Origin of the sequence: Streptomyces sp. NBC_00045, assembly GCF_045041095.1 — a bacterium.
Lineage (GTDB): Bacteria > Actinomycetota > Actinomycetes > Streptomycetales > Streptomycetaceae > Streptomyces.
The window spans coordinates 1,692,140-1,714,796 of sequence record NZ_CP108271.1 but is presented as its reverse complement, the minus strand read 5'-3'; the positions used below and the strand labels follow the sequence as shown (position 1 = coordinate 1,714,796).

Annotated in this window: 19 protein-coding genes; 9 read left to right on the top strand and 10 right to left on the bottom strand. The window is 73.7% G+C overall.

What is annotated here, in order from left to right; all coding sequences use genetic code 11:
• Positions 1 to 27 precede the first annotated feature (27 nt).
• From OHA65_RS08105 to OHA65_RS08090, 4 genes are all read left to right on the top strand, one after another.
• Positions 28 to 1,353 carry a transposase gene (locus OHA65_RS08105; protein ID WP_327282453.1) on the top strand — a complete coding sequence of 442 codons (1,326 nt, stop codon included), beginning with the start codon at positions 28 to 30 and terminating at the stop codon, positions 1,351 to 1,353.
• A complete protein-coding gene (locus OHA65_RS08100) occupies positions 1,353 to 2,561 on the top strand; it encodes an XdhC/CoxI family protein (RefSeq protein WP_327282452.1) in 1,209 nt (402 codons plus the stop codon). Before OHA65_RS08105 ends, OHA65_RS08100 begins: the two co-directional genes overlap by 1 nt.
• A gap of 93 nt (positions 2,562 to 2,654) precedes the next feature.
• Positions 2,655 to 4,097, top strand: a complete 1,443-nt coding sequence (locus OHA65_RS08095; RefSeq protein ID WP_327282451.1) for a GuaB1 family IMP dehydrogenase-related protein — start codon at positions 2,655 to 2,657, stop codon at positions 4,095 to 4,097.
• A gap of 203 nt (positions 4,098 to 4,300) precedes the next feature.
• Positions 4,301 to 4,870 carry a sigma-70 family RNA polymerase sigma factor gene (locus tag OHA65_RS08090; RefSeq protein WP_405761667.1) on the top strand — a complete coding sequence of 190 codons (570 nt, stop codon included), beginning with the start codon at positions 4,301 to 4,303 and terminating at the stop codon, positions 4,868 to 4,870.
• On the opposite strand, the gene OHA65_RS08085 is transcribed toward OHA65_RS08090, so the two are convergent.
• From OHA65_RS08085 to OHA65_RS08055, 7 genes are all read right to left on the bottom strand, one after another.
• Positions 4,816 to 7,869: an AAA family ATPase gene (locus OHA65_RS08085; RefSeq protein ID WP_405761664.1), complete on the bottom strand. Its 3,054-nt coding sequence runs from the start codon at positions 7,867 to 7,869 to the stop codon at positions 4,816 to 4,818. The genes OHA65_RS08090 and OHA65_RS08085 overlap by 55 nt on opposite strands.
• Positions 7,870 to 7,899: 30 nt before the next feature.
• Positions 7,900 to 9,135 carry a histidine kinase gene (locus tag OHA65_RS08080; protein WP_327282447.1) on the bottom strand — a complete coding sequence of 412 codons (1,236 nt, stop codon included), beginning with the start codon at positions 9,133 to 9,135 and terminating at the stop codon, positions 7,900 to 7,902.
• Positions 9,132 to 10,907 (bottom strand): cation acetate symporter, encoded by a 1,776-nt coding sequence (locus tag OHA65_RS08075; RefSeq protein WP_405761662.1) that lies wholly within the window; start codon positions 10,905 to 10,907, stop codon positions 9,132 to 9,134. The genes OHA65_RS08080 and OHA65_RS08075 overlap by 4 nt, the downstream gene beginning before the upstream one ends.
• A 118-nt stretch (positions 10,908 to 11,025) precedes the next feature.
• Complete coding sequence (locus tag OHA65_RS08070; protein WP_329313009.1) at positions 11,026 to 11,301, bottom strand: hypothetical protein; 276 nt, start codon at positions 11,299 to 11,301, stop codon at positions 11,026 to 11,028.
• Positions 11,302 to 11,558: 257 nt separating this feature from the next.
• Entirely contained in the window at positions 11,559 to 12,380 is an 822-nt protein-coding gene (locus OHA65_RS08065) for a LytTR family DNA-binding domain-containing protein (RefSeq protein ID WP_327282444.1), read from the bottom strand.
• A 165-nt stretch (positions 12,381 to 12,545) separates the two neighbouring features.
• Positions 12,546 to 13,580 carry an SCO0930 family lipoprotein gene (locus OHA65_RS08060; protein ID WP_371646783.1) on the bottom strand — a complete coding sequence of 345 codons (1,035 nt, stop codon included), beginning with the start codon at positions 13,578 to 13,580 and terminating at the stop codon, positions 12,546 to 12,548.
• 124 nt (positions 13,581 to 13,704) lie between these two features.
• A complete protein-coding gene (locus OHA65_RS08055) occupies positions 13,705 to 14,718 on the bottom strand; it encodes a GDSL-type esterase/lipase family protein (protein ID WP_327282442.1) in 1,014 nt (337 codons plus the stop codon).
• A gap of 448 nt (positions 14,719 to 15,166) precedes the next feature.
• Here OHA65_RS08055 and OHA65_RS08050 point away from each other — a divergent pair, with 448 nt between their 5' ends.
• On the top strand, positions 15,167 to 16,636 hold the full coding sequence (locus tag OHA65_RS08050) for an amino acid permease (RefSeq protein WP_327282441.1): 1,470 nt from the start codon (positions 15,167 to 15,169) through the stop codon (positions 16,634 to 16,636).
• A 10-nt stretch (positions 16,637 to 16,646) separates the two neighbouring features.
• Positions 16,647 to 17,102, top strand: coding sequence for an Lrp/AsnC family transcriptional regulator (locus OHA65_RS08045; RefSeq protein ID WP_007262967.1), 456 nt, complete (start codon positions 16,647 to 16,649; stop codon positions 17,100 to 17,102).
• Between the two features lie 88 nt (positions 17,103 to 17,190).
• On the opposite strand, the gene OHA65_RS08040 is transcribed toward OHA65_RS08045, so the two are convergent.
• Positions 17,191 to 17,493 carry a WhiB family transcriptional regulator gene (locus tag OHA65_RS08040; protein WP_327282440.1) on the bottom strand — a complete coding sequence of 101 codons (303 nt, stop codon included), beginning with the start codon at positions 17,491 to 17,493 and terminating at the stop codon, positions 17,191 to 17,193.
• Between the two features lie 124 nt (positions 17,494 to 17,617).
• Entirely contained in the window at positions 17,618 to 18,343 is a 726-nt protein-coding gene (locus tag OHA65_RS08035; protein ID WP_405755155.1) for a GNAT family N-acetyltransferase, read from the bottom strand.
• Between the two features lie 446 nt (positions 18,344 to 18,789).
• On the opposite strand from OHA65_RS08035, the gene OHA65_RS08030 reads away from it, so the two are divergent.
• The 3 genes from OHA65_RS08030 (at position 18,790) to OHA65_RS08020 (ending at position 21,882) form a co-directional block, all read left to right on the top strand.
• Entirely contained in the window at positions 18,790 to 19,155 is a 366-nt protein-coding gene (locus OHA65_RS08030) for a hypothetical protein (RefSeq protein WP_328762133.1), read from the top strand.
• Positions 19,156 to 19,322: 167 nt separating this feature from the next.
• Complete coding sequence (locus tag OHA65_RS08025; RefSeq protein ID WP_327282437.1) at positions 19,323 to 20,123, top strand: carbon-nitrogen hydrolase family protein; 801 nt, start codon at positions 19,323 to 19,325, stop codon at positions 20,121 to 20,123.
• Positions 20,124 to 20,184: 61 nt separating this feature from the next.
• Positions 20,185 to 21,882, top strand: coding sequence for an NAD(P)/FAD-dependent oxidoreductase (locus OHA65_RS08020; protein ID WP_327282436.1), 1,698 nt, complete (start codon positions 20,185 to 20,187; stop codon positions 21,880 to 21,882).
• Between the two features lie 104 nt (positions 21,883 to 21,986).
• On the opposite strand, the gene OHA65_RS08015 is transcribed toward OHA65_RS08020, so the two are convergent.
• Complete coding sequence (locus OHA65_RS08015; protein WP_327282435.1) at positions 21,987 to 22,628, bottom strand: DUF5995 family protein; 642 nt, start codon at positions 22,626 to 22,628, stop codon at positions 21,987 to 21,989.
• Positions 22,629 to 22,657: the final 29 nt, after the last annotated feature.

Below are 22,657 nucleotides of genomic sequence, written 5' to 3'. Positions count from 1 at the left end.
GATCTAGTGGTCGCGGGGGAGGCCCAGATGGCTCGCGTAGTTCTGCCGGAGGATTCCACCAAGGAAATCTCCGAATTGATCGACGTCCTGATCTCGCTCTTCTTTGAATCATTACCCCGGCGGGACCAGCGAAACTGGGCCCGCGTTTATCTCAACGGCCTCGTGCGGACCAGTGGGAAGAAAACAATCCGCAACATCGCTGGAACGGGGGCGAGTTCCGTCGAACAGAGCCTCCAGCAGTTCATCAGCAAGTCCCCGTGGGACTGGACCCCGGTACGCCGCTCCCTCGCCCAGTACCTCGAACGCACCGCCCAGCGCCCGCTGGCCTGGGTGGTCCAGCCCATGGTCATCGAGAAGGCCGGCGACCGCTCCGTCGGCGTCGGCCGCCAGTTCGTCCCCCAGCTCGGCCGCACCGCCAACTGTCAGCAGGCCAGCGGCATCTGGCTCGCCTCCAGCGAGGCCAGCTTCCCCGTCGAATGGACCCTCACCCTCCCCGGGCCCTGGACGAACGAGCTGCTGCGCCGGCGGCGGGCCGGCATCCCCGACACCGCCCGCTCGCTCACCCCGGCCCAGGACGCCGTACACGCCGTCCAGCGGATGGCCGCCACCTGGCAACTCCAGCGCCGGCCCGTGGTGATGGAGGTCGCCAACACCGACATCCCGCAGAGCATCGAGTCCTTCGCCCTCCAGGACATCCCCTTCGTCTTCAAAGTGGACGGCTCGCTGCCCGTCTCCTTCGGCGGCGCCGGCCGGCACAAGCCCGGACCGCACACCGCACCCGCCCGCGAACTCATCGACTCCCTGCGCTCCCAGCGGCGCGTCGTCGAATGGACCCGGCACGGCCGCGCCGAAGGAGCAGTGACCCTGTTGACCTCGGCCGCCATCCTCGCGACCCCCGGCGAGGACCGGCCCGCCCCGCTGCCGCCCACCCCGCTCCTGCTCGTCGGCGCCTGGACCGAAGCCGCCCTGCTGCCCTCCGAGTTCTGGATCACCAACATCGGCGACCGGCCGCTCGCCCAGCTCTTCCTGCTCGCCAAACTCACCGACCGGGTATCCCTCGATTTCACCGAGACCTGCGAACCCGTAGGCATCCGTGATTTCGAGGGCCGCTCCTTCCGTGGCTGGCACCACCACGCCACGCTCGCGAGCGTCGCCCACGCCTCGAAGCTGCTCGCCGCGCGCGGCCGCGTCCCCGACGGATTCCCCGTACCGGGCCGGCCCGCCATCGGCGCACCGGGGCGCGTGGCCCGCCCCGGCGCGCCCGGGCCCGTGCCGCGCAGCGGTCCCCCGCCCGTGCTGCCGCCGCGGCCGCTGATCCCCGGCCAGAGCGCGAGACGCGAGTACATCCGCTGATGCTCGACATAGCCGAGGAACTACGCGCGTGGTGCGCCGCACACCGGGAATTCGCCCTGGCCACCGTCGTCGCCGTCAGCGGCAGCGCGCCCCGCGGCCCGGGCGCCTCGCTCGCCGTCGACGCGGGCGGCACCGCGCTCGGCTCCCTCTCCGGCGGCTGCGTGGAATCCGCCGTGCACGAGCTCTGCCTCGACGCGATCGCCTCCGGCGAGGGCGGCGTCCACCGCTTCGGATACAGCGATGACGACGCCTTCGCCGTCGGCCTGACCTGCGGGGGAGTCCTGGACGTACTCGTCACCCCGGTTCGCGGGCACGACCCGGTGCGCCCCGTCCTCGGCTCGGTGCTCGACGCCGCCGCCACAGGGGCCCGGGCCGCGCTCGCCCGGGTGGTCTCCGGCCCGCCGCCACAACTCGGCCGGGCCCTCGCCGTCCACCCGGACGGATCGTACGAAGGCTGCCTGGGCGGAGGCGCGGCCCTGGACCGGGCCGCCGCCGTCCTGGTACGGGACCTACTGCTGGCCGGGCGCACCGGCACCGCCGAACTCGGCACCGCCGGCGGACTGTGCGGGCAGCCGCTGACACTGCTGGTCGAATCCGCCGCCGAACCGCCCCGGCTGATCGTCTACGGAGCCATCGACTTCGCCGCCGCGCTCGCCCGGATCGGGGCCTTCCTCGGGCACCGGGTCACCGTCTGTGACGCCCGGCCCGTCTTCACGACGCCCGCCCGCTTCCCCGACGCCGACGAGGTGGTCGTGGACTGGCCGCACCGGCACCTGGCCGCGGAATGGGAGGCCGGCCGGGTGGACTCCCGTACGGCGGTCTGCGTCCTCACCCACGACGCCAAGTTCGACGTACCCCTGCTGGCCCTCGCCCTGCGCCTGCCGCTCGGGTACGTGGGCGCCATGGGATCGCGGCGCACCCACACCGAACGCGAGCAGCGGCTGCGCGACGAAGGGGTCCCGCAGGCCGCACTCGCCCGGCTGCGCTCACCCATCGGACTGGACCTCGGCGGCGCCACCCCCGAGGAGACGGCCCTGTCCATCGCCGCGGAGTTCACGGCGGCCCGGTACGGCGGATCGATCCTCCCCTTGGCGCAGCGCCGCGGCCCGGTGCACCTCGGCGGTTCCGGCCGCTTCCGGGACCAGAGTCCCGTAGGAACAGACCACAGGGCCCGGTATGTCCTGGACGATCAGCCCGGGCGGCATTAATGCCGGGCCATGGGAGAATGAAGTACGTGCGTTTCCTCGGCCGCTCCGCCGGGGCCGCAGCCGGATCCTTCGATCGACTGGGATGTTCAGCACGTGCGTTTCCTCAATGACCAGAAGCCGCCGTACGACCTGACGTACGACGATGTATTCATGGTGCCGAGCCGCTCCGCGGTCGGTTCCCGCCAGGGCGTGGACCTCTCCTCGCCCGACGGTACCGGCACCACCATCCCGCTCGTCGTGGCGAACATGACCGCCATCGCGGGCCGCCGCATGGCCGAGACGGTAGCCCGCCGCGGCGGCATCGTGGTCATCCCGCAGGACATCCCGATCGAGGTCGTCACCGACGTCATCTCCTGGGTCAAGACCCGCCACCACGTGCTCGACACCCCGATCACCCTGGCGCCCACCCAGACCGTCGCCGACGCGCTGTCCCTGCTGCCCAAGCGGGCCCACGGCGCCGGCGTCGTCGTCGACGCCGACGGCCGCCCGGTCGGCGTCGTCACCGACCACGACCTGACCGGCGTGGACCGCTTCACCCAGCTCTCCGAGGTCATGTCGAGGGAGCTCCTGCTCATCGACGCCGACATCGACCCCCGCGAGGCGTTCAACCAGCTCGACGCCGGCCACCGCAAGCTGGCCCCGGCCGTCGACAAGGACGGCAAGCTCGTCGGCATCCTGACCCGCAAGGGCGCGCTGCGCGCGACCCTTTACACCCCGGCCACCGACGCCAACGGCAAGCTGCGCATCGCGGCGGCCGTCGGCATCAACGGCGACTTCGTGCAGAAGGCCAAGCAGCTGCTCGACGCGGGCGTGGACACGCTCGTCATCGACACGGCCCACGGCCACCAGGAGTCGATGATCAACGCGATCAAGGCCGTGCGCGCTCTGGACCCGCACGTTCCGATCGTGGCCGGCAACATCGTGGCCGCCGAGGGCGTCAAGGACCTCATCGACGCAGGTGCCGACATCATCAAGGTCGGTGTGGGCCCCGGCGCCATGTGCACCACCCGCATGATGACCGGCGTGGGCCGCCCGCAGTTCTCCGCGGTACTGGAGTGCGCGGCGGAGGCCAAGAAGTACGGCAAGCACGTATGGGCCGACGGCGGCGTCCGCCACCCGCGCGACGTGGCGATGGCGCTGGCCGCCGGCGCCGCGAACGTGATGATCGGCTCCTGGTTCGCCGGTACGTACGAGTCGCCGGGCGACCTGCAGCAGGCGGCCGACGGCCGCTTCTACAAGGAGTCGTTCGGCATGGCGTCGGCGCGCGCCGTGCAGAACCGCACCTCGGAGGAGTCGGCGTACGACCGGGCCCGCAAGGGCCTCTTCGAGGAGGGCATCTCCACCTCGCGGATGTTCCTGGACCCGACCCGTCCGGGCGTCGAGGACCTGATCGACTCGATCATCGCGGGCGTCCGCTCCTCCTGCACCTACGCGGGCGCGGGCTCCCTCGCCGAGTTCGAGGAGAAGGCCGTGGTCGGCGTCCAGTCGGCGGCGGGCTACGCCGAGGGCAAGCCGCTGCACGCCAGCTGGAGCTAGTCCCCCCGCTTCGCCGGTGGCCCCGGGCCGTCCCCCACAGGACGGCCCGGGGCCACCGCCGTTCCCGGGCCCTTTCCGGGTCGGACCGTTCGGCGTGCCGTTCGACCGGTCGGCGCAGGCGGTGGGCGGATACGCCATGCGGCGGATAACTCCGGGCGCCGGGTCCGTCACGCTCGGGTCATCCGACCCGGAAGGGGCACCCCGTGACCAGTACCCTCCGCCTCCGCACCGACGCGCACGCCCTCGCGCGACTGCACAGCGAACACGGCAAGGCCCTCTACGGTTTCCTCCTCGGTCTCACGTCCGGCGACCGGCACCGCGCCGAGGACCTCGTCCAGGAGACCCTCTTCCGCGCCTGGAAGCACCCCGAGGCGCTGGAGAGCGGCCACGGGTCCATGCGGCCCTGGCTGTACACCGTCGGCCGGCGCCTCGCCATCGACGCCCGGCGGGCCCGCCGGGTGCGGCCCGCCGAGGTCGGGCCGGACGCCCTGGACGCGCACGCGCCGGCCGCCGACGACCGCACCGAGCAGGCCGTCGCCGTCCTCGACGTCCGTGACGCGCTGAGATCGCTCAGCCCGGAGCACCGCGCCGTGCTCGTGCAGATCTACTTCCGCGGATCGTCGGTCTGCGAGGCCGCCCAGGCGCTCGGAGTCCCGGTCGGGACCGTCAAATCGCGTACGTACTACGCCCTGCGGGCCCTGCGGGAAGCCATGCCCGGCTACGGCCCGGGCGCCGGCCCCGACTCCGGGCCCGCCCGTCGCGCGGCCGCCTGAGCGGCCACCCCCGCCCGCGAGCGGACCTGGAGCTTCGCCAAGATGTGCGACACGTGCGTCTGGACCGTCCGCGTGGAAAGGAACAGTGCGCGCGCGATCTCCGGATTGGAACGGCCCTGCGCGACGAGCAGGGCCACCTTCAACTCCGCCGGCGTCAGTGCCTCCCACCCGTTCGCAGGCCGCCGCCGCGCCGAGCGGCTGCCCCGCCGCACGCCCAGGCTCCGCAGCCGGGCGTCGGCCCGCGCGGTGTCCCACCGCGCGCCCAGGTCCTCGTACGCGGCCACCGCACGCGTCAGCGCCGACCGCGCCGCCGCCAGGTCGCCGTGCCAGGCCCGGGCCACCGCGAGGTCCTCCCACGCCTGGCCCAGCACCAGCGGCCGGCCCGCGGCCTGCGCCCGCTCCAGGGCCTGTTCCAGCAGCTGCGGGTCCTGCGCGAACAGGCCCCGGCAGCGCAGCAGTGCCAGCGCCGGGCCCGGATGCTCGGCCAGCGCCGCCGCAGTCCTCCCGCAGGCCGCCACCGCCGCCCGGGCCGTGGCCGTGTCCCCGCACTCCAGGGCCAGCCGGACGATCTCCGACAGCACCCAGGGCCGCTCGTAGGCCATCGCCTCGTCCGGACCGTCCGCCAGTGCCGGCAGCAGCTCGCGCACCGCCTCGGCCGGCCGGCCCGCGCGTTCCGCCACCAGGGCCCGGGCCAGCAGCACGTGCCCGCTGTAGCGGCGGGCCGCCGGAGCGGCGAACGCGTCCGGCGGGAGCAGGGCGAGCTCGGCCCGGGCCGCTTCGCGCTCGTCCCGGTGGCCCAGTACGAGCGCTCGCAGCCCGTGCACCACCACCGGCAGCCAGCCGTCCGAAACCGGCATCCCGTCCGCCCGGCCCGCCCCGGCGAACGCGGCGTCCCAGTCGCCGAGCCCGTAGTGGAACCCGGCGAGCAGCGCCTCGATCACCACCAGCCGGCCCGTCGAGCGGGTGGCGAGCGCCAGCTCCCGGGCCTCCCGCAGCGCCGCCGCGGCGGGCGCCGGCTCATCGAACCGCAGATGGCCCTCTGCTTGGTTGGCGAGCATCAGCAACCGCATGTCGTTGGCCTCGACGCTGCGCCGGGCGCAGGCGATCCCCTCGGCGACGTGGTGCAGCGACTCCCGGCCCCGCCCGAGGTGGAACAGCGCGAAGGCCATCGCGTGGTGGGCCTCCGCCCCGCACAGCGGATCGCCGAGCCGGGCCGACTCCGCCACCACCGGTACGGCCAACGCGTGCGCCTGCGCCGGGCAGCCCAGTTCGGCCAGGGCCAGGACCCGGCAGGCCTCCAGGCGCAGCCGGATCGCGGGGGAGGGGACCCCCTCCACCAGCGCGTCCTCGGTGACGGCCAGCGAACGGCCCATGTCCCCCTGGATCATCAGCGCCGACACCAGCTTGAAGGCCAGGGCCGACCGGGCCCCGGGGTCCGTGGCCCGCTCGTGCAGGGTGGTCAGGAGCTCCGCCGACTCGGGGCGGCGCAGCATCAGGGCGGCGTCCGCGAGGCCGCCCTCCAGGGCTTCCCGGTCCGCGCAGTCGGCCCGGCCGACGGCCCGCTCCAGCAGTTCGGCGGCGGCCGCGGGCGCCGCCGCGATCAGTGACTGCGACGAGTCCGCCAACCAGTGCACCGCCCACCGGTCCAACGACGGGCCGGCCAGGAGCTGTTCGGCGGTCCGGGCCGGATCGTGCCCGGCCTCGGCCAGGGCCCGCGCCGCGTCCTGGTGCAGGGCGGACCGGGCGGCCCGGGGCAGCTCCGCGTACAGGGCGCGGCGCAGCGCCGGCTGCCGGAAGCGCAGCAGCTCGCCGGTGTCCTCCAACAGCCCGGCGAGGAGCGGCTCCTCCAGTTCGGCCAGCACCTCCCGGGTGGGCCTGGCCTGTACGAGGGCCAGCTCGCGCGGGGTGAAGGCCGGGCCGAGCAGCGTCGCGTGCCGCAGGGTGGTGTAGGCGGAGCGGGAGAGGTAGCCGAGCCCCCGCGGGAGGGAGGCGGGCGGCTCGGGCAACTCCGATTCCGACACGATCAGTTCGGCGACACGCCCGACCTCCCGCCCGCCCGCGGCGTCGCCCGCCCCGGCTGCCCCGCCCCCGCCGTGGCCCCGGCCGGGATCCCCGCCGACGCCGAGGCCGGAGCCGTCGCCCGGGACGACGCATCCGCCGTGCCCCTGGGGCAAGACTCCGCGGTGGCCTCTGCCGGGGCCCTGGGTCGAGCCCGCGCCGGGCCCCCGGCCTTCGCCCGCGGTGCGTCCCCGGGCCCCGCTCTCGCCCCCGCCGGGGGCCCCGGTGGTGGTGGCGACGAGCCCGGACCACTGCGCGGTCAGCTCCCGCAGCAGGCGGGGGTTGCCACCCGCCCGGGCAGCGGCCCGGAGCAGCCGCGGCCCCGGCTCCGCGCCCAGCGTCCGGCGGAGCGCCTCGGCCGTCTCCGGTTCGGTCAGCGGCTCCAGTCGGACGGTGCGCCCGCCCGGCCCGGCTCCCAGCCCGGCGCACAGCCGTTCCACCTCTGGCCTGCGGGGCAGCGGCCGCCGGGTCGCCGCCAGCAGCAGCGGCAGCCGGTCCACCGACCGGGCCAGGCGCTGCCACAGCAGGAGGCTGGCCGGGTCCGCCCAGTGCAGGTCGTCCAGCACCAGGAGCAGCGGACCCCGCGCGCACCACCCCTCGACCCCGGAAACCAGCAGGTCCAGGGCGGCGAGCCACGCCCCGCCGGGCTGCGCCGCCTCGCCGGCCTCCCGGAGCAGGGCGACCACGGCCGCCCGCTCGGGGCCGTCGGGGTGCAGGCAGTCCAGCGCCGCCCGCAGCGGCAGCCCCGCCGTGAAGGGGTCGGCGGCCCCGTAGCGCACCCGGCAGCCCAGCGCGGCCGCCTCGGCCAGTGCCTCGCGCACGAGGGCGGTCCGGCCCGCGCCGGGCTCGCCCTCCACGATCAGTCGGCTCCCGCGGCCCCGCGCACCGCCGCGCACCCACTCCCGCAACTCTTCACGCTGCTGTTCCCGCCCGACCCGCACGTCGGTGAACCTCCCCAGACCGTCCCCGGCTCAGTAGCGGCGAAGCTGCTCCCCCGGAGGTGAACTGTGGACCCCCGCACGGTACTTGGGAATGCGCAGGGTGATCTTCATGCCCGCGCCGACGCCCGTCTCGATCACCGGGCCGTACGCGTCCCCGTACACCTGCCGGATCCGCTCGTCCACGTTCGTCAGCCCGATGCCCGACGAGGAGCCGCCGCGTTCCCCGGCGAGGATGCGGCGCAGTACGCCCGGATCCATGCCGACCCCGTCGTCCTCGATGGTGATCACGGCCTCCGCGCCGGCGTCCCGGGCGGCGATCGTGACCCGGCACTCCTCGGTGGAGTCCTCCAACCCGTGTTTGACGGCGTTCTCCACGAGGGGCTGGAGGCACAGGAAGGGCAGTGCCACCGGCAGCACCTCGGGCGCCACCTGGAGGGTCACCTTCAGCCGGTCCCCGAACCGGGCCCCGGCCAGGGCCAGGTACTGCTCGATGGAGCGCAGCTCCTCGGCCAGCGTGGTGAACTCGCCGTGCCGGCGGAAGGAGTAGCGCGTGAAGTCGGCGAACTCCAGCAGCAGGTCCCGGGCCCGCTCCGGATCGGTGCGGACGAACGAGGCGATCGCGGCGAGGGAGTTGAAGATGAAGTGCGGGGAGATCTGCGCCCGCAGCGCCTTGATCTCCGCCTCCATCAGCCGGGTCCGCGAGCGGTCCAGTTCGGACAGCTCCAGCTGGACGGAGACCCACCGGGCGACCTCCGTCGCGGCCCGCACGAGTACCGCCGACTCCCGCGACCCGTAGGCCACGAGCGCGCCGAGCACCCCGTCCTCACCGGTGAGCGGGGCCACCACCGCCCACTTCAGCGGGCAGTCGGGCCGTGTGCACTCCGTCCGCACGCTCTGGCTGCGCCCCGAAGCCAGCATGACGGCGACCCGGGCCATCGCCCGCCGCTGGTGGTGGTCGGCGCCCGGCCCGTCCCAGGCCAGCACGGCCTCCCGGTCGGTGAGGCACAGCGCCTCCGTGCCCAGCAGCGAGCGCAGCCGCTTGGCGGCCTTGCGGGCGGCGTCCTCGGTGAGCCCGGCGCGCAGCGGGGGAGCGGCCAACGAGGCGGTGTGCAGGGTGTGGAAGGTGGCCCGCTCCACGGGGGTGCCGAGGTCCGGGCCGCTCGTCCGCTCGCCGCGCCGGGCGTGCCACCGGCCGCCGGCCCAGCCCAGCCCCGTCAGCAGGGCCCCGCCCGCCGCCGCCAGGGCCGTGAGCACCGCTCCGGTCACGGAGCACCGCCCGCGCGGGCCGCGGATCCCGCTGTCGGCCCGGACCCGGCACCGGAGCCACCGGCCCCGGTCACGCTCTCCGGCAGGTGCAGCCTGGCCAGGGTCGCCGCCGTCCCCGCCGGGATCCGCGACCGGGTGGCCAGCGACACGAGCACCATCGTCAGGAACCCCAGCGGTACCGACCACGCCGCCGGCCACGCCAGCAGCGTGTGCGCCCAGCCCGCCCGGGGCAGCCCCGCCCGGGTCGCCAGCGCCGCGCCCAGCGCCGCCCCGCCCCCGATGACCAGCCCGGCCACCGCACCCGGCGGGGTCAACCCGCGCCACCAGATGCCCAGCACCAGCAGCGGGCAGAAGGACGACGCCGACACGGCGAAGGCCAGCCCCACCGCGTCCGCCACCGGGACGTCGGTCAGCGCCACGCTCCCGGCCAGCGGCACCAGCATCGCCACCAGCACCGCGATCCGGAACGACCGCACCCCGCGCGCCGGCAGGACGTCCTGGTGCAGCACCCCGGCCACCGCCATGGTCAGCCCCGAGGCCGTCGACAGGAACGCCGCGAACGCGCCCCCGGCCAGCAAGGCCCCCAGCAGGTCGCCGAGCACCCCGCCCAGCATCCGTTCCGGCAGCACCAGCACCGCCGCGTCCGCGTCCCCGGTGAGGGCGAGTTCCGGCGCGTAGGTCCGGCCGAGCACCCCGTACACCGGCGGCAGCAGGTAGAAGGCACCGAGCAGCCCGAGCACCACCAAGGTGGTGCGCCGCGCGTCGCGGCCGTCGGGGCTCGTGTAGAACCGCACGGCGACGTGGGGCAGGCCCATCGTTCCGAGGAAGGTGGCCAGCACCAGCCCGTACGTCGCGTACAGGCCGAGCGCCGGCCCGCCCCCGCCCAGCGGCTCGGACCAGCGGGCCGCGTCCGGCCCGGACGCCGCCCGGGTCTGCGGGACCCGGGTGTCCGCGGCGAACTCCAGCCGCGCCCGGGAGCGTACGAAGTGCTCCCCGGGCTCCAGCGTCAGCGGCGCGGACGTGTAGGTGCGCCCGTCGACCTGCCCGGTGACCTTCAGCGCCAGCGGCGCGTCCAGGGTCAGCCGGACGTCCTCGGCGAGCGTGACGGCGGTGTGCTCGCGGAACACCGCCGGTGCGTCGAAGGAGGCGCGCGGTGCGCCGTCCCCGGCCCAGGCGGCGAGCAGGAAGAACGCGGGCACCAGCAGTGCGGTCAGCTTGAGCCAGTACTGGAAGGCCTGCACGAACGTGATGCTCCGCATCCCGCCTGCCGCGACGGCCGCGGTCACGACGAACGCGACGACCACCCCGCCCACCCAGTGCGGCGCACCGGTCAGGATTTCCAGCGTCAGCCCGGCACCCTGGAGTTGCGGCATCAGGTACAGCCAGCCCACCCCGACCACGAACAGCACCGCGACCCGGCGCACCGCCTGCGACTCCAGCCGGGCTTCGGCGAAATCGGGCAGCGTGTACGCCCCCGAGCGCCGCAGCGGGGCCGCCACCAGCGCGAGCAGCACCAGGTACCCGGCCGTGTAGCCGACCGGGTACCAGAGCATCTCGGGCCCCTGGAGCAGCACCAGACCGGCCACCCCGAGGAAGGAGGCCGCGGAGAGGTACTCGCCGCTGATCGCGGCCGCGTTGAGCCGGGGCCGCACCGTCCGGGAGGCGACGTAGAAGTCGGAGGTGGTCCGCGATATCCGCAGGCCCAGCGCGCCGAGGAGCACCGTGACCAGGACGACTACGGTGACCGCGGTCAGCGCGTACGTCTGGTTCAACGGTCGGTCCCTTCGGCGCGGGGGAGGAGGGGGTACCGGAGTCTACGCACGCCCGCGGACCGGGCAACAGGCGCGAACCGGGCCGATCCCGGGGGCTCCCACCGGCCGAAAAGGGGTGTCAGTGCGCGGGGTCCCGGTGCTCCGCGCAGTCCCGCAGCGCGATCTCCAGCTCCACGTACGAGTCCTCGGCGCGCCGGAAGGCCAGCGTCAGGGCCGCCTCCGCGCGGGGCGGCAGCTGCTGCCGGACCCCCTCGTTGGCCTCGTACAGTACGTCGGCCCAGCGCGCGGCGGCGCTGCGCAGCCGGGCGAGCAGCACCTCGGCCTCGGCGGGCCCGGCGGGCCGGGTCCGGGGCAGCACGGCCAGCGCGTCGAGCAGCGCTTGGATCTCGGCCATCAGCCCCCCTGCTCGTTGCCGCCCGCTCCTTCCGGACCGGGCGGCTCCACGATAGGTCCGGGCGGGGCCGACCGAGGGTGCTGCGGCCCGTCCTGCGACCGACGGCAGGGGTGGGGCGCCGTACGCCCCGTGCGGTGCGACGAACGGTGCCCGGGCACGCCGGACGGTCGCCCCGCCGGCGGGTCGCCCCGCCGGGCGGCGGCCGGCTCACCGGGGTCGCGTGGGGGCGGTCGCCGCGTCGGGCGGCCGGTGGACCGCTATCCGGTCGCCTGGCGCATCAGCAGGTCCCGCAGCTCGCGGGCGTGGCGGCGGCTGACCTGGAGCTCGGCCGACCCGACGCGGACGCTGGTGGTGCCCGCGTCCAGCCGGAGTTCGTCGATGCGGCCCAGCGCCACGAGGTGGCGGCGGTGGATGCGGACGAACCCGCGGGCCGCCCAGCGCTCCTCCAGCGTGGAGAGCGGGATGCGGACCAGGTGGCTGCCCTCGTCGGTGTGCAGCCGGGCGTAGTCGCCCTGCGCCTCGACGTACGCGATGTCGGCGATCGCCACGAACCGGGTGACGCCGCCCAGTTCGACGGCGATCTGGTCCGGGGTGCGCTCGGCGACGGTCACCTCGGGGGCGGGGCGGCGCTGCACCGGGATGCTCGGACCGGCCGGTTCCGCGGGCTCGGACGGTTGCGCGGCGGCCCGGCCGAGCTGGGCACGGGCCCGCCGGACGGCCTCGGCCAGCCGCTCCGGACGGACCGGCTTGAGCACGTAGTCCACGGCTTTGAGGTCGAAGGCCTGGACGGCGAACCCCTCGTGGGCGGTGACGAACACGATCAGCGGCGGGTGCGCGAACCCGGCCAGCAGCCGGGCTATGTCGAGGCCGGTCAGCCCCGCCATGTGGATGTCGAGGAAGACCACGTCGATGCCGTCGGGCCCGTCGGGGCCGGTCTCCAGGGCCCGGGTGATCCGCCGCAGGGCCTCGGTGGCGTCCGAGGCGCCCTCGGCGCTCAGCACCCGGGGGTCGGAGCGCAGCAGGTAGAGGAGTTCCTCAAGGAGCGGCTTCTCGTCGTCGACGGCCAGTACGCGCAGCATGCGGTGGAGTCTAGGGACGACGGCGCCGGGGCGGAACGGTGCGCGGCCCGCCTGCCGGGGGGAGGTGGGCAGGGGGCCGCGCGGTTCGTGTGTGGGGGAACGTGGGGGAAGGCGGTGGTCGGGGTGGTGGTCGGGACGCGGTCAGGAAGTGGCCACGACGTGGGGTCAGGACGTGGTGATCAGCTTGCCGTCGGGCGAGACCGCGTACCAGGTGCCGCCGACGCCCTGCCCGTTGACGTCGCCGGCCTTCTTGTCACCGGTGAAGGTGTAGACGGGCCAGCAGTCGATCGCCTGCTGCTTCATGCCGTCGGGGCGGTCCAGTACGGAGTAGCCCTTCTCCACGATGCCCTTGGCGTTGGCCTTGTCCACCGGGGGCACCACCGGCCACTTGGCGACGCAGTCACCGGTGCAGTTGGAGGCCATCGGCCAGGCGGTGTCCTTCTTGAACCGGTAGACGGTCATCCCGTTGCCGTCGACGATGTGCTCGCCGAGCTTGGGGTCCTTGGCGACCGTCAGGGCGCCCGCGGCCTGACCCGCACCGGCGGGCGCGGCGCTCGGGTACGGCGCGGCAGACGCGGCGGGCGCGTCGGAAGCCGCGGGCGCGGCAGAAGCGGCGGCCGCCTTCGCGGCCTTCTTGCCGTCGGGGGCGAGCGCGAACCAGGTCCCGCCGACGCCCTGCCCGTTGGTCTCGCCCGCCTTGGTGTCCTTGCTGTAGCGGTACACGGGCCAGCCGCCCACGGTCAGCTGCTTGCTGCCGTCGCCGCGGACCACCTCGCCGAGCACCGACGGGTCCATGCCCGCGGCGGCGGTGGCGTCGCCGGCCGCGACCACCGGCCAGGTCTTCGCGCAGTCGCCCTCGCAGTTGGACTTCGGCGGCTTGGCGGTGTCCTTGTCGAAGCGGTAGAGGGTCATCCCGGCGCTGTCGGCGAGGACGGAGCCGAGCTTCTCGTTCTGGGCGATCGCCAGCTGCCCGGCGGACTTGATGCCCGCCCCGGCGGCGTCTGCCGCTCCGGCACCGGATCCCGAGCCGTAGTCGGAGCCGTAGTCACCGGCACCGGCGCCGGAGGCGGGGGCGGCGGACGCGGCCCCGGCCGGCTTCGCGTCCCCTCCCTTGGCGTAGTCCCCGCCGCCGCAGGCTGTCGCGGTGAGGGTGACGACGACTGCCACGGCGGCCAGGGTGGTTCCGCGCTTGATGCCCATCTTGATCTCTCCCACGTTCGGTGTCTCCGTGTCCGCCGCCCGTCTCCGGTGCGTCGGCAACTCTGCGAAGGACACGCCTGGTTGAGGTCGATCTGTTCAAGCGGATGTGTGTGGGCTGTTTCACTCACCCCGTACCGAACCCGGCGCGGCGCAGAGCCGTGACCACAGCGAGGCCGAGGATCTGGTGTCCGCCGTCGTTGGGGTGCAGTCCGTCCTCCAGGTGCTCCGGTCCCAGCAGGTCACGGCCCGGCAGCAGGGTGAGGCGGTCGTCCCCGGCGGCGATCCGGTCGCGGGCGGCGCGCTCCATCGCATCGCGCAGGGCGCCCAGGGTGGCGCCGAGCCGGTTCGGGGTGCGCTCGGCGTCCGGCCGCAGTACGGGGGAGAGCAGTAGCATCGGGGTCCGCGGATGCCCCTGGCGGACCAGGTCGAGGAACGCGCGGGTGGTCTCGTACAGCAGTGGTACCGAGAAGGGCACGCGGGACCAGCAGTTGGTGCCGAACGCGAGGGTGAGGACATCGGCGGGCAGACCCGCGATCTGCTCGGCGGTGGCGAGTTCCCCGCGGGCGGCGCCCGCGTACCCGAGGTTGACGGTGTCCCAGCCCAGGGCCCGTCCGGCGACGGAGGGCCAGCCGTGGGCGGGCCGTGTGGACCACCAGCCCTCGGTGATCGAATCGCCGTGCACCACCCAGCGCGGGGCGGGCGGCGCCGGGGCCACGGTTCCGCCGATCCCGCGCAGGCCGAGGATCAGCGGGGACTGCGCCTCCGGCGGATGGAGGGTGAACGGGCCCGTTCCGCCCGGGAGTTCGATGCGTACGACGGCCTCCGCGGCCGGTTCGGTCCAGACCTCGCGGACCACGCCGTGGCGGTCCCACAGGGCGAAGCCGTGCGCGAGGTCGCGCAGCGCGTCGGTGGGCCCGGGCACGGTCGCCCGGTAGCGGATCTCCACCGCGTGCGCGGCGTGCGCCGTGAACTCCAGACGCACCCCTATGGGCAGGGTGGCCCGCTCCCCGGTGTCCCAGGGCAGTCGCATGCCGTCAGCCGGGTCGGCCCGGACCGGGCGCCCCTTATCGAGCCAGGCGACTCCGCGCAGGAACGGCCCCGGGTCCAGCCAGTGCGTGGCGGTGCCCTCAGTGATCACTGCGCGCCTCCGGTCGTCAGGGGAGTCGGGGCGGAGGGGGCCGCGGTCGCAGCCCCCGGTGCCACCGCGTTCACCCGTACCCCGCGCGGGCCGGTTCCACCGCCGCGGGGGTGCGCCCGTCCGGTCCGGCCGGCTCCGGCGGGCATGCTGCGGGAGATCTGACGAGGTGTCAATAAAGGGGCTCAGCGCGCGGTGCGCACCGATCGATCATCCGTGCGCAACAAAGGACCATCCAGGACAGATCCGCGCAACGATCGTACGGCAATGTGCAAGGATGGTGCATTACGGGCGGTATCACTCAGCTCGTAGGCTCACTCGCTGTACGTGGAGTGGCGAAGACCGCCTGCTCGGCGGTCCTCCCCCATGCCCAGGCTCTTGTCTGTGTCCTGCTCAGGACCGCTGCGGTCGATGCCTCAGTCCCCATCCGCAGTGTCAAAGGAGTCCCCTCGTGCTCGACCAGGGCCAGGCACCCCCGCTCTCCCAGGAGACGCGCAAGCCCGTGAACCCGCTGATGCGCCGCAAGCCCGTCGAGCGGCTCGTCGCCGAGGGCGGCCAGGGCGAGGGCGGCACGCTGCGCCGCTCGCTCACCATGTGGCAGCTGACCATGATCAGCATCGGTGCCACCCTGGGCACCGGCATCTTCGTCGTCCTCGGCACCGCCGCCCCCAAGGCCGGCCCCGCCGTGACGATCTCCTTCGTCATCGCGGGCCTGACCGCGCTCTTCTCGGCCCTCTCCTACGCGGAGCTGGCCGGCTCCGTGCCGGTCTCGGGCTCCTCGTACTCGTACGCGTACGCCACCATGGGCGAGCTCATAGCCTGGATCTGCGGCTGGTGCCTGGTCCTGGAGTACGCGGTCTCCGTCGCCGCCGTGGCCGTCGGTTGGGGTCAGTACCTCAACGAGCTCCTCGACGGGACCATCGGCGTCACCATCCCCGAGGCGGTCTCCGCGCCGCTGGGCGAGGGCGGGTTCATCAACCTGCCGGCGCTGGTCGTCGTCATGCTCTCGATGGTCTTCCTGATGCGCGGCGCCAAGGAGAGCGCCACGATCAACTCGATCATGGTCGCGGTGAAGATCGTCACGCTGCTGCTCTTCATCGGCATCGGCGTCATGGGCATCAAGTCCGGCAACTACACGCCGCTCGCCCCGCTCGGCGTCACCGGCATCAGCGCCGCCGCCTCCACCCTCTTCTTCTCGTACATCGGCTTCGACGCCGCTTCCACCGCCGGTGAGGAAGCCAAGAACCCGAAGAAGGACCTGCCGCGCGCGATCATGCTCTCGCTGGGCATCGTCACCGTCCTGTACGTGCTCGTCGCCTTCGTCGCCGTCGGCGCCATGCCGTGGCAGGACTTCGAGGGCACCGAGGCCGCGCTCGCCCAGATCATGACCGACGTGACCGGCACCAGCGTCTGGGGCGTCGTCCTCGCCGCCGGCGCCGTGATCGCGATCTTCTCCGTCGTCTTCGCCGTCCTCTACGGCCAGACCCGCATCCTCTTCGCGATGTCCCGCGACGGCCTCGTCCCCAAGGTCTTCGCCAAGGTCGACGAGAAGACCGGCGCCCCCCGCGCCAACGTCGTCATCGTCTCCCTCTTCTGCGGCGTCCTCGCGGCCTTCATCCCGCTGGGCAAGCTCGCCGACGCCACCAGCATCGGCACCCTCTTCGCCTTCGGGCTGGTCAACGTCGCCGTGATCATCCTGCGCCGCACCAAGCCGGACATGCCGCGCACCTTCAAGGTGGCGCTCTTCCCGATCACGCCGATCCTGGGCTTCCTCGCCTGCGGCTTCATGATGTTCAGCCTCGACAAGGCCACGTGGATGGTCTTCGGTGGCTGGATGGCAGTCGGCCTCGTGGTGTACTTCAGCTACGGCATCCGCCGCTCCCGACTGGCCACGGCAGAAGTGGCCACAGCAGAAATGTGATCCACCCGCAGTGCGACTGAACGATCTCGACGAACGCATCGTGCACGCCCTCGCCGAGGACGCCCGCCGCTCCTACGCGGACATCGGATCCGAGGTCGGACTCTCTGCCCCCGCCGTGAAACGGCGCGTGGACCGGCTGCGGGCCGAGGGAGCCATCACCGGCTTCACCGTCCGCGTCGACCCCGCCGCCATGGGCTGGGAGACCGAGGGCTTCATCGAGATCTACTGCCGCCACAACACCTCGCCGGACGACATCCGTCGAGGGCTGGAGCGGTACCCCGAGGTGGTGTCCGCGTCGACCGTCACCGGCGACGCGGACGCCCTCGTCCAGGTCTTCGCCTCCGACATGCGGCACTTCGAGCGGGTACTGGAACGCATCGCGGGCGAACCCTTCGTGGAGCGCACCAAGTCGGTACTGGTCCTGTCCCCCCTCCTGCGCCGCTTCACCTCGGGCGCCCCGGCCTGACGGCCGCCCCCTCGAACACGGCTGCGCCCCGGCATCCCGATGTCGGGGCGCAGCCGTGTCGGCGCGGCAGGACCCCTACGGGGCCGGCCTACGCCCTCGTGGCGGCCGGGGCGGCATGCGCCGGGTCCGCGAGGGCCCGGCGTTCCTCTTCGGTCAGCCCGCCCCACACCCCGAACGGCTCGCGGGTCCGCAGCGCGTGTTCCAGGCACGCGGCGCGCACCGGGCACACCGCGCACACCCGCTTCGCGGCCTCGTCGCGGTCCTCCCGCTCCTCGCCGCGCTCACCGGCGGGGTGGTAGAACCGGCCGGGACCCAGATTCCGGCAGGCGGCTTGCAGCTGCCACTGCCAGTGGTGGTGGGCGGCGCCGGGCAGCCGGGAGACGTCGGTCATGACAGTTCCAGTTCCTTTCGCGTTCCTGGGCATGTCCCCGCGTGTGACCGATCCGCGCGCCCCGAAACCTGCCGCCGTGCCCCGGCCGTGCGCTGCCGCTCTGCTCAGGCCCGTTCGTCTCTGCTCAGGCCCGTTCGTCCGGGGTGCGGACGCCGAGGAAGAGCGGGCGGCGGCGGAGGGTGAAGCCCATCGACTCATAGAGGGCGATGGCTCCCGTGTTGTCCGCCGCCGCGTGCAAGAACGGGCGCTCCCCGCGTGCGCGGATCCCGGCGGCCACCGCGCGGACCAGGCGGCCGGCCAGGCCGCGGCCGCGGTGGTCCGGGTGCGTGCACACCGCGCTGATCTCCGACCAGCCCGGCGGGCGCATCCGTTCCCCCGCCATCGCGACGAGCCGGCCCTCGTGCCGGATCCCGAGGTACGTGCCCAGTTCGACGGTGCGCCGCGCGAACGGCCCCGGCTTCGTGAGGCCGACCAGTTCCAGCATCTCCGACACGTCGGCGGGCCCCAGCAGGACCGCCTCGGGCGCGGCCTCGGCCCGTACCGCCCCGCCGTCCAGCTGCACGCCCGCTATCGAAGTCTCCGTCGTCCACCCCGGGGGCGGGGTCGGCAGGCCGGTGATCCAGACCGTCGAGCCCGGGCCGGCCAGCTCGGCCAGATCCGCCCAGGCCCGAGGGTCCTGCGGGTCCGCGAGCGCGACGAACGGCGAGGTGTCGGCGAGGTACCGGGCCGCAAGCCCCCGCGGCCCGGTCTCGGCGAAGGCACTGCTCGGGCCGCTCAGCGCGGCCCAGACCGGATTGTCGAGGACGTGCACGGGCGTGGACCGCGCGGCCGTATCGGTGTCGGGCGCCATGGGGTCGGGAACTCCTTCCCTCGGGAACGGCCGCCGGACCGTCCACCACCTTCTTGACGGCCCCGCGCACCGCCACGAGACTGCTGGTGACGACGGTCACGAGAGTCAGCGTCCGTCGCGGGCGGGTTTATGCCCCAGGGGCGGGACGGAGCCGGTGGAGATGGCCAGGACGGCGCGCGCGCAGACGCGGATCCTGCGCCGCTGGTGGCTGACCCGGCGCCTGCACATCGACCTGCTGCGCGTGTGCAGTGCCTTTCGCGTGAGCGCCTGAGCTTCCCCTTTCCGTACGCCGCGCAAGGCCTCCGGCGGGCTGCACCTGGCCCCGTGGGCCCCGCAGGCCCCAGCCGCCGCGTACGCATCCCCGCACCTCCCCGTGACCCGGCGCGCGCCACGCCGCCGGGCGGTCCGCCACGCCCTCGTGCCCTCCCAGGAGAGTCATGCTTCCCATGGTCCTGCCCCGAACCGGTCCGGCCCCCGTCCTGCGCAGCCGCATCGGCGCCGGATTCTCGCCCGTGCCGCACCGCTACCGCCTGTACCTCTGCGCCGACTGTCCGGACTCCCTGCGCGTGGCGGCCGCCCTCGCCCGACTGGGACTGGAGGGCTCCGTGGCCACCACCCTGCTCGGCCCGCCCGCCTCGTACGCAGCGCTGCGCCGGGCCTACGAGGCCGCCGGACACCACTACGACGGCGCGCTGGCCGTCCCCGCCCTGTGCGACACCTGGAGCGGCCGCGTGATCGGCAACGACACGGACGATATCCTCGACGACCTGCGGCGCCTGGGCGCCCACCCGGCCTTCCGCGCCGACACGTAGTTCCGGGCGGAGGGGATCCACGGGGTTCCGCACAACGAATCGCCGCATGACCCGTCAAACACGCAACGAATCGATGCGCGGAGCGCAACGGTCACGGCTTGTCGGGGTCGAACGCGCGAACGTACCTTCAATAGGACCCCCACCCCTCCTGCCACAGAGGTACGCCCATGCCCCCGCTGCGCACCGCCCTCCTCCAGAGCTCCGGACGGCTCGGCGACACCGCCGAGAACCTGAAGGCGCTCGACGAGGCCGCGCAGCGCGCCGCACAGGCGGGTGCCGGACTCCTCGTGACCTCGGAGATGTTCCTGACCGGCTACGCGCTGGACGTCCCCGACGTCGCCGCGCTCGCCGAGGCGGCCGACGGCATGTCCGCCCGCGCCATCGGCGAGATCGCCCGCCGCCACGGCGTCGCCGTCCTGTACGGCTACCCCGAGCGCGACGGCGACACGGTGTACAACGCGGCCCAGCTCATCGGCCCCGACGGGGTCCGGCTGGCGAACTACCGAAAGACCCACCTCTTCGGCTGCTTCGAGCAGGAGGCCTTCACGCCCGGCGACACCCCCGTCGTCCAGGCGGACCTGAACGGCCTCCGCATCGGCGTCATGATCTGCTACGACGTGGAGTTCCCGGAGAACGTCCGGGCCCACGCACTGGCCGGCACCGACCTCCTCCTGGTGCCGACCGCGCAGATGCACCCGTTCCAGTTCGTCGCCGAACAGCTCGTCCCCGTACGGGCCTTCGAGAACCAGATGTACATCGCGTACGTCAACCGCACCGGTCCGGAAGGCGAGTTCGAGTTCGTCGGACTCAGCTGCCTGGCGAGCCCCGACGGGGTGACCCGCACCCGGGCCGGCCGCGGCGAGGAGCTGGTGATCGGCGAGGCCGATCCCGAGCTGCTGCGCGCCTCGCGCGAGACCAACCCCTACCTGCGCGACCGCCGCCCCGGGCTCTACGCCTCCCTCGTCTGAGCCCCAGCCGAACCCGCCTGCGCCCTCCCCCCTGCCCCACCCCCGCAAGGAGCCGTACCCCATGACGTCCACGGTGCCCACCACCGCCGTCCCGCACAGCGACGGACAGCCGCCGATCACCATGTTCGGCCCGGACTTCCCGTACGCGTACGACGACTTCCTCGCCCACCCGGCGGGCCTGGGCCAGATACCGGCGACCGAGCACGGCACCGAGGTCGCCGTGATCGGCGGCGGGCTGTCCGGCATCATCTCCGCCTACGAGCTGATGAAGATGGGCCTCAAGCCCGTCGTCTACGAGGCGGACCAGATCGGCGGCCGGCTGCGCACCGTCGGCTTCGAGGGCGCCGGCACCGAGGGTCTGACCGCGGAGATGGGCGCCATGCGCTTCCCGCCCTCCTCCACGGCGCTCCAGCACTACATCGACCTCGTCGGCCTGGTCACCGAGCCCTTCCCGAACCCGCTCGCCGAGGCCACCCCCTCGACGGTCGTGGACCTCAAGGGCGAGACCCACTACGCCGAGACGATCGCCGACCTCCCGCAGATCTACCGCGACGTCGCCGAAGCGTGGAACGCCTGCCTCGACGAGGGCGCCGACTTCTCCGACATGAACCAGGCGATGCGCGAGCGGGACGTCCCGCGCATCCGCGAGATCTGGGCCAAGCTCGTCGAGAAGCTCGACGACGAGACCTTCTACGGCTTCCTCTGCAAGTCCGAGGCCTTCCAGTCCTTCCGCAAGCGCGAGATCTTCGGCCAGGTCGGCTTCGGCACCGGCGGCTGGGACACCGACTTCCCGAACTCCATCCTGGAGATCCTCCGCGTCGTCTACACCGAGGCGGACGACCACCACCGCGGCATCGTCGGCGGCTCGCAGCAGCTGCCGGTGCGCCTGTGGGAGCGCGAGCCCGAGAAGATCGTCCACTGGGCGCAGGGCACTTCGCTGTCCTCGCTGCACGAGGGCACCCCGCGCCCCGCGGTGACCCGCCTGCACCGCACCGCCGGCAACCGCATCACGGTCACCGACTCCTCGGGCGACATCCGCACGTACCGCGCCGCGATCTTCACGGCGCAGTCCTGGATGCTGCTGTCCAAGATCGCGTGCGACGACTCGCTGTTCCCGATCGACCACTGGACCGCGATGGAGCGCACCCACTACATGGAGAGCTCGAAGCTCTTCATCCCGGTGGACCGCCCGTTCTGGCTGGACAAGGACGAGGAGACCGGTCGCGACGTCATGTCGATGACCCTCACGGACCGCATGACGCGCGGTACGTACCTCCTGGACAACGGCCCGGACCAGCCCGCCGTCATCTGCCTCTCGTACACCTGGTGCGACGACAGCCTGAAGTGGCTGCCGCTGTCCGCGAACGAGCGGATGGAGGTCATGCTGAAGTCGCTCGGCGAGATCTACCCGAAGGTCGACATCCGCCGCCACGTCATCGGCAACCCGGTGACCGTGTCGTGGGAGAACGAGCCCTACTTCATGGGCGCGTTCAAGGCCAACCTGCCCGGCCACTACCGCTACCAGCGGCGCCTGTTCACCCACTTCATGCAGGACCGCCTCCCCGAGGACAAGCGCGGCATCTTCCTCGCGGGCGACGACATCTCCTGGACGGCGGGCTGGGCCGAGGGCGCGGTCCAGACGGCGCTGAACGCGGTCTGGGGCGTCATGCACCACCTCGGCGGCTCCACCGACGCCACCAACCCCGGCCCGGGCGACGTCTACGACGAGATCGCCCCGGTCGAACTGCCGGAGGACTGACCTCCCCCGGCCACCGCCCGGAGCGGCCCCACCCCGCCGCTCCGGCCCCGTGACCACGGGCCGCCCCCGCGTACACAGCGCGGCGGCGGCCCGTTTTCACGTACTCAGCCCGTCGGGGTCAGGAGGCAGCGGCCGACCAGGCCGACACCCGCGTCCAGGGAGTCCGTGAACTCCTCCGCCAGTTCGGGGGAGCGGCGCAGGGTCCACAGCAGGCGGGCCGCCGACCAGGCGGCGCCCCGGGCCCGGTCCAGGCTCCACGAACCGAGCAGGTGCGTCAGCGGGTCCGCGACCTCCAGCAGGTCCGGGCCGGGCATCAGGTCCTCCCGGATGTGCTCCTCCAGGGAGACCAGCGTGTCGCCGACCCGGTCGAAGTCCGCCTCCAGGGCCCGTGGTTCGCAGTCCAGTGCCCGGCAGGTGGCGACCACTGCGAGCGCGAGGTCGTGCCCGATGTGCGCGTTGATCCCGGCCAGTGCGTGCTGGAGCGGCCGGACCCCGGGGTGGCGGCGGTACTGGAGCAGCGGCCGCCAGCACGCCGGGGCCCGGTCGGCCTCCACCGCCGTCAGGTACCGCTCCGCGAAGCGCACGCTCAGCGTCTCCGCCCGGCGGGGCGCGGGGAACTCTCCGCGGGTGATGCGCGCGTGCAGGGTCTCGGTCACCGTCAGGTACACCCGGTTGAAGACGGCGACACCGTCGTGCGCGGGGAGCCGGTCGTCCAGGGCGCGCATCCGCGCGAGCACCGCTTCCATGAGAGGCAGCGTCGCAGCCTGCGGTGCGG

Excerpts from the sequence above, each read along its gene's own strand:
- OHA65_RS08105 (WP_327282453.1), top strand. The coding sequence starts at position 28 with ATGGCTCGCGTAGTTCTGCCGGAGGATTCCACCAAGGAAATCTCCGAA.
- OHA65_RS08100 (WP_327282452.1), top strand. The coding sequence starts at position 1,353 with ATGCTCGACATAGCCGAGGAACTACGCGCGTGGTGCGCCGCACACCGG.
- OHA65_RS08070 (WP_329313009.1), bottom strand. The coding sequence starts at position 11,301 with ATGGCCGAGATCCAAGCGCTGCTCGACGCGCTGGCCGTGCTGCCCCGG.
- OHA65_RS08065 (WP_327282444.1), bottom strand. The coding sequence starts at position 12,380 with ATGCTGCGCGTACTGGCCGTCGACGACGAGAAGCCGCTCCTTGAGGAA.
- OHA65_RS08060 (WP_371646783.1), bottom strand. The coding sequence starts at position 13,580 with ATGGGCATCAAGCGCGGAACCACCCTGGCCGCCGTGGCAGTCGTCGTC.
- OHA65_RS08040 (WP_327282440.1), bottom strand. The coding sequence starts at position 17,493 with ATGACCGACGTCTCCCGGCTGCCCGGCGCCGCCCACCACCACTGGCAG.
- OHA65_RS08035 (WP_405755155.1), bottom strand. The coding sequence starts at position 18,343 with ATGGCGCCCGACACCGATACGGCCGCGCGGTCCACGCCCGTGCACGTC.
- OHA65_RS08030 (WP_328762133.1), top strand. The coding sequence starts at position 18,790 with ATGGTCCTGCCCCGAACCGGTCCGGCCCCCGTCCTGCGCAGCCGCATC.
- OHA65_RS08025 (WP_327282437.1), top strand. The coding sequence starts at position 19,323 with ATGCCCCCGCTGCGCACCGCCCTCCTCCAGAGCTCCGGACGGCTCGGC.
- OHA65_RS08020 (WP_327282436.1), top strand. The coding sequence starts at position 20,185 with ATGACGTCCACGGTGCCCACCACCGCCGTCCCGCACAGCGACGGACAG.
- OHA65_RS08015 (WP_327282435.1), bottom strand. The coding sequence starts at position 22,628 with ATGGAAGCGGTGCTCGCGCGGATGCGCGCCCTGGACGACCGGCTCCCC.